We start from the raw sequence: 6,452 nt of genomic DNA on the forward strand, positions 1-6,452 counted from the left end.
ACGAGTGGCACGAGATGATGTCGGACCAGAACCCGGCCGGCGGCTGGACCAACAACACCGGCAGCTCGTACAACGGCCAGGAGAACTCGGACGAGTGCGCCTGGATCAGCCCCGGCACCGCCGGCGGCGCCGCGAACATCACCTTCGGCACGTTCGGCACCTACGCGGAGCAGGCCAGCTGGTCGAACGACACCAACAACTGCGCCATCTCCCACGCGATCCTCACCCACGGAGGCGGCGGCAACACCGTCAGCGTGACCAACCCCGGTTCGCAGACGGGCACCGTCGGTACCGCGGTTTCGCTGCAAGTCAGCGCCTCTGACTCCGGCGGCGCCAGCCTGACCTACAGCGCCAGCGGCCTGCCCGCGGGCCTGTCGATCTCCAGCAGCGGCCTGATCTCCGGCACCCCGACCACCGCCAACACCTACAGCGTCACCGTCACCGCCACCGACAGCACCGGCGCCAGCGGATCCGCCTCCTTCAGCTGGACCATCAACGGTTCGGGCAGCGGTGGCAACGCGATCGTCAACGGCGGCTTCGAGACCGGCTCGCTGTCCGGCTGGACGGCCTCCGGCGTCACCTCGGTGGCGACCTCGGGTGCGCACTCCGGCACCCACGCCGCGCAGCTCGGCAACAGCAGCCCGAGCAACACCTCCTCGATCACCCAGACCTTCACCGCCGCCTCCGGAAACAGCAAGCTGTCGTTCTGGTACAACGTCACCTGCCCGGACACGGTGACCTACGACTGGGCCACCGCCACGCTGAAGGACAACACCACCGGAACGACCAGCACGGTGCTCGCCAAGACCTGCGTCTCCAGCTCCGGCTGGGTGCAGAAGACCGCGTCCATCGTCGCCGGCCACAGCTACACGCTGACCCTGACCAATGTCGACGACAACTACCCGGGTGACCCGACGTACACGCTGTACGACGACGTAGCCACCTCCTAATCACCACTCGGCACCACCCCGGATCGGCGGGCCGCGCGCCGGCCCGCCGATCCGGCGCGAGCGTCTGCTGTGGCGCGGGCCGCGCAGGCGCGAGGCAGAAGCAGCGGGTCGCTTCAGGCGACGTCAGGCGGCGTCGGCGACGTCGGCTGCGAGCAGGGCGCCCTGGTGGATCGCGAGCATCCGCTCGACCGAGGCCGACCAAGGGAACTGCGACGCGCGGGTCCTGGCCGCGGCGGCTCGCACGCACGCCGGGTAGGTCAGCAGTTCCAGCACCCCCGCGGCCAGGCCCGTGCCGGTTGGGGTGACGGCGATGCCCGCGCCGGGCGGAGCCGCGCCTGGTGTCGCCCAGCGGTCGTGGCGCGCGTTTCCGGATCCCGGCGGCGACGTCTGCGAAACCAGCTCAGCCGCACCCGATCCGGCCGCCGCGACCACGGCGACCCCGCAGGCCAGCGCCTCCAGGGCGGACAGCCCGAAGGTCTCGCACGCGGAGGGCGCGAGCACCAGATCGGCTCCGGTCAGCCGCTCGGCGAGGTCCGCGCGCCGGGCCACGTGGCCGTGGAAGACGACCGGGAGCCCCTTGCTCCGTCGGGCCAGCGCACCGCACTGCGGCCCGCTGCCGTACACGTCGAGCCGCGCGTCCACGCCCCAGCATCGCAGTACTCGTACTGTCTCGATCGTGGCCTGCGGGTTCTTCTCGTTGGACAGCCGCCCGGCATACACCAGCCGCACGACATCGGGTCTCGTCACCTCGACGAAGTCCGATCGGGCGGAGCCCGCACCGCCCGCGGGCCGGAACACCTCGAGGTCCACGCCCAACGGCACCCGGCGGATAGTGCGCGCGCCGGCCAGGGCGAGCTCCCGTTCCCCGAACGCCGAGGTCGCCACGACCTCGTCGAATCCGGCCACCACCCGCCGGGTCCACCGCAGCACCGCCTTCTGCAGCGACTCGGACTGCGCGCCGGTCCGGTTCGCCACCATCTCGCCGAGCCGCTCGTGCGAGAACAGCACCGCGCGCACGCCCCGCTCGCGCGCCCACGGCCCCGCCCCCGCGAGGGTCGCCTTGTCCGACACCTCGATCGAGTCGGGGTTGAGCGCGGCCAGGGTCTCAAGCACCTTCTCCGCGCGCAGGATCATGCGGTAGCCGCCGGTGACGGGAGTGCCCGGGACGGTGATGACGGTGCCGTGCTCGTCCTCGGCCACCGAGCGTTTCGCGCCCGGCACGATCAGGATCCTGTCGTGCCCGGCCGCGGCGTAGCCGCGGCCGAGCGTGTCCACCACCGTGCGCAGCCCTCCGGAGCGCACGTGGTACATGTTCGCGAGCTGGACGATCCTCACCGGGCCGCCGCCGGCTTGGCCGTCGCGTTCCGACCGCGGCCGGCGAGCAGGTGGCTGTACGTGGTGGCTCGGGCGCCGCAGCGCAGTGCACGCTCGATGGCGCGCAACGTGACCTCGCGCAGCCCGGGTCGGTGCAGGTCGTCCGGATGCAGCGCCAGGCGCAGCGGGACGCTCGGCCGGGGCAGTGCGCGCGAAGCGCCGTCGATGAGCATTTCCCCGGCGCGTTCGAGGGCGGCGCGATCGGAAGCGGCCGAGCTCGCGCCGTGGGCTCGGGCAGGCCGGTGTGAGACCGAGGGTGCGAACAACCGGGAGCCGTCCGTCAGGTCGTGGATGAAGAGGTGGCTGGTCCAGTAACGCAGCCCGCTCGCTGCGAGCGCCTGGCGGGCGTCGGGGGAGGCGAGATAGCCCGGCGGTACGAAGCCCCGCGCGTTGAGCCCGGCCGCGGCCAGGACCGCTCGTCCGCGCTCGATCCGGTCGCGCGCCGCCGCCTCGTCGAGCGTCCAGAACTCTCCGGCCCCGCGCGCGGCGAACGCCCCGCTCACGCGCCGGGTCCTGCCCCCGCCCGGCTGCGCCATATGCGTCCAGCCGTGCAGCGCGATCTCGTGCCCGCGCGCTGCGGCGTTGCGCAGCAGTGCGGCCGCTTCGGGTGCGTCGGCCAGTTCGCTTCCGCGCCACGGGCCGGGCACGGCGAGCAACACGCCGCGGATCCCGAACGCGTCGAGATCGGCGAGCCATCGCCGGCTCTCCGCCAGAGTTGCGGGTGCCACATCGTGGACTGACACGACCAGGGCCCGTTTGACGGGCAGCGTTCTGCGCACACCGGGAGCGTCACCGGTTCCGGTGACAGGGCCGTGACGCGCTCGCCGGGAGTGGGTAAACGGCGGAAGACGAACGCGCCGCGGCGGGCTCGGCTCAGTCACTCGGCCTCAGTAACTCGGCCTCGGTCCGCGGCGCCCACTGCGGGGTCCGTCGCACTGTCCGTCACGGGAAGCGAGTTCGCGCGCATCCGCTCTACGCGCGGCCAGCGCACGTCGTACGCCCAATGCAGCTTCTCGAAGATCCAGATGAGCCGGGCGCTGGGGTCGAGCTGCCCGGGCAGCACGCCGTGCCGCGCCGAGGTCGGATCGGCGTGGTGCGAGTTGTGCCAGCTCTCGCCGAAGGACAGCAGCGCCAGCGGCCAGAAGTTGGTGGCGCGGTCGCGGCAGGAGAACGGCCGCTTGCCCGCGACGTGGCACACCGAGTTCACCGACCAGGTCAGGTGGTGCAGCACCGCCATCCGGATCAGCCCGGCCCAGAAGAACGCCTCCAGCGCGCCCGCCCAGGAGCCGGTGACAAGACCGCCCACCAGGGCCGGGCCGAGCAGTGAGATCGCGGCCAGCGGGCCGAAAAGCCGGCCGACGAGGCGCAGGTCCGCGTCGTCCGCGATGTCCGGCGCGAACCGGGCCCGATTGCTCAGCTCGCGCCGCAGCATCCACCCGACGTGCGCGAACAGCAGCCCCTTGAGCAGCGCCACGGCGTCGGTGCCGTAGCGCCACGGCGAGTGCGGGTCGCCCTCGCGGTCCGCGAACGCGTGATGGCGGCGGTGGTTGGCGACCCACTGCACCGGCGAGCCCTCGACCGCCAGCGAGCCGGCGACCGCGAGGGCGATGCGCAGCCCGCGCCGCGCCTTGAACGAACGGTGGGTGAAACAGCGGTGGTAGCCGACCGTCACACCGAATCCCGAGACCAGGTAGGCGCCCACGGCGAGTGCGACGTCGAGCGCCGACAGGCCGCGGCCCCAGGCGAGCGGCACGGCGGCGATCAGGCACAGCATGGGGCCGATCACGAATACCCACATGGTGATGGCCGCCGCGAGGTTCTGCGGGGCGTCCAGCAGCGGTTTGACCTCGGCGTCCGCGACGACCGGACGGGTATAGCGGTTAGGCGCGTCGGCGGCCACGTCCATGGCTGTATCCCCTGCTCGTGGTAGGGCGCTGCGATGGTCGGTCTCGGCACGCCCCGGCGCCCGGGGCGGCCCGCGCCCAGTGTCGGGCACCGCACCCCACTTCCCGTGAACACCGGCAGCCACACATCGGCCGACTCGATGAATTGCGGGACGTCAAAATGCGCCGGTGGATGCGTGCTCCGCGATCCACGCGATGACGGGCTCCAAGTCGACGGTGCCGCTGGTCTCCACGCGGAGGGTGGGGCCGAGACGAAGAGGCCCGGCGGTGCGGCGCCAGCGCTCCCACTCGCTGTCACTGGGCAGCGCGCCGTGGATCGGGTGACGGGGATGGCGCTGCTCGAAGCGGTTGCGGGCCTCGGCGAGCGGGACGTCGCAGTAGATCTCCAGCGGGCGCCCGACGCCGGCTCGAGCCAGGCCGGCCGCGGCCAGCCCGCGGAAGTCGGCGGGCCAGCAGGATTCCAGGACCGCGCCGCCGGGGGAGTCGGCCAGCAGAGCCCACATCGTGTCGCTGGCCGCCGCGCCGAGGCTCGCGTTCCAGCGGCGCTGCGGCCACGGTTGCGGCGACTGCGCGCCGAGGACGTCGGCGTGTGCCTCCTTGATGACGTCCTTGCTGAACAAGGGCAACCGCAATCGCTGGGACAGCGCCCTGGCCAAGGTGGTCTTGCCGGCGCCCGGCAGCCCGTTGACGATGATGACAGTCGGCTCGCTCACGTTGCCCGGCGCCGCGATCTGAGCCAGTCAGTGTGAGTCGCGGGCGACGTCCGAGCCGCTGGATCCCACGAGGAAATCCAGATCGGCGCCGGTGTCGGCCTGCTGCACGTGGTCGACGTACAGCCGCTCCCAGCCGCGTCGGGGATTGGCGAAGCCCGCGGTCGCGGACGGGTGCGGTCCGCGGGCGGCGAGCTCGTCGGCGGGTACTTCCACATCGATGCGCCGGGCCTCGACGTCCAGGTTGATGATGTCGCCGGTGCGCACGAGCGCGAGAGGGCCTCCGGCGGCGGCTTCGGGCGCGACGTGCAGCACGACCGTGCCGTAGGCGGTGCCGCTCATCCGGCCGTCGCAGATCCGGACCATGTCGCGCACGCCCTGGGTCAGAAGCTTCTTCGGCAGCGGCATGTTGGAAACCTCGGGCATGCCGGGATAGCCCTTCGGCCCGCAGCCGCGCAGGACGAGCACGGAGTCCGCGTCGACGTCGAGGTCGGGATCGTCGATGCGGGCATGGAAGTCCTCGATGCTGTCGAACACCAGCGCCCGGCCGCGGTGGCGCAGCAGGTGCGGTGAGGCGGCCGCGGGCTTGATGAGCGCTCCGTCGGGCGCGAGGCTTCCGCGCAGCACCGCGATGCCGCCCTGTGCGACCAGCGGCTGCGTGCGTGTCCTGATCACCTCGGCGTCCCAGATCGCGGCGTCGTCAAGGTAGTCGACCAGCGGCTTGCCGGTCACTGTCAGCGCGTCTGGGTCTAGCAGTTCCCTGACTTCGCGCAGCACCGCGAGCAGGCCGCCGGCCCGGTGGAAGTCCTCCATGAGGAAGCGGCCGGCCGGCTGGAGGTCCACGAGCACCGGGACGCGCGAGCCGATGCGGTCGAAGTCGTCGAGGGTCAGCTCGATGCCCAGGCGGCCGGCGATGGCCAGCAGGTGCACGACGGCGTTGGTGGAACCGCCGATGGCGGCGAGCGCCACGATCGCGTTGTGGAAGGACGCCTTGGTCAGGAACGTGCTCGGCCGGCGCCCGGCGGCCACCAGCTCCACGGCCAGCCTCCCGGTGCCGTGCGCGGCCTCCAGCAGGCGGCTGTCCGGAGCGGGCGTGCCGGCCACGCCGGGCACGACCGTGCCCAGGGCCTCGGCCACCAGGGCCATCGTGGAGGCGGTGCCCATGGTGTTGCAGTGCCCGCGGCTGCGGATCATCGAGGATTCCGAGCGGACGAACTGCTCCTGGGACAGCGTGCCGGCCCGCACCTCCTCCGACAGCCGCCACACGTCGGTGCCGCAGCCCAGCGCAGTGCCGCGGAAGGTGCCGGTCAGCATCGGGCCGCCGGGCACGACCACCGCGGGCAGGTCCACCGAGGCGGCGGCCATGAGCAGCGAGGGGATCGTCTTGTCGCAGCCGCCGAGCAGGACGACGCCGTCGACGGGGTTGGCCCGCAGCATCTCCTCGGTGGCCATCGCCGCCATGTTGCGCCAGAGCATGGCCGTGGGCCGGACCTGGGTTTCCCCGAGGGAGACGA

Annotated in this window: 6 protein-coding genes; 1 reads left to right on the forward strand and 5 read right to left on the reverse strand. The window is 72.4% G+C overall.

All coding sequences use genetic code 11. The annotated features are described in order from the left end of the window. Positions 1-950 (forward strand): putative Ig domain-containing protein (locus VFB40_RS02965; protein ID WP_324847699.1); only part of this gene is annotated, 950 nt, incomplete at its 5' end. Between the two features lie 123 nt (positions 951-1,073). Here the strand turns inward: VFB40_RS02965 and VFB40_RS02970 are convergent. The 5 genes from VFB40_RS02970 to VFB40_RS02990 form a co-directional block, all read right to left on the reverse strand. Further along, the gene (locus VFB40_RS02970) at positions 1,074-2,285 is read right to left on the reverse strand and encodes a glycosyltransferase (protein ID WP_324847700.1); all 1,212 of its coding nucleotides are present in this window, start codon (positions 2,283-2,285) and stop codon (positions 1,074-1,076) included. After that, on the reverse strand, positions 2,282-3,103 hold the full coding sequence (locus VFB40_RS02975) for a DUF2334 domain-containing protein (RefSeq protein ID WP_324847701.1): 822 nt from the start codon (positions 3,101-3,103) through the stop codon (positions 2,282-2,284). The genes VFB40_RS02970 and VFB40_RS02975 overlap by 4 nt, the downstream gene beginning before the upstream one ends. Before the next feature lie 98 nt (positions 3,104-3,201). Next, entirely contained in the window at positions 3,202-4,230 is a 1,029-nt protein-coding gene (locus VFB40_RS02980) for an acyl-CoA desaturase (protein WP_324847702.1), read from the reverse strand. A 153-nt stretch (positions 4,231-4,383) separates the two neighbouring features. Continuing rightward, positions 4,384-4,941 carry a P-loop nucleotide/nucleoside kinase family protein gene (locus VFB40_RS02985; protein ID WP_324847703.1) on the reverse strand — a complete coding sequence of 186 codons (558 nt, stop codon included), beginning with the start codon at positions 4,939-4,941 and terminating at the stop codon, positions 4,384-4,386. 27 nt (positions 4,942-4,968) lie between these two features. Beyond that, positions 4,969-6,452, reverse strand: a 1,484-nt coding sequence (locus tag VFB40_RS02990) for a dihydroxy-acid dehydratase (protein WP_324847704.1), incomplete at its 5' end; no start/stop codon positions are given.

Origin of the sequence: Actinocrinis sp. (genome assembly GCF_035650855.1) — a bacterium.
Classification (GTDB): Bacteria; Actinomycetota; Actinomycetes; order Streptomycetales; family Catenulisporaceae; genus Actinocrinis.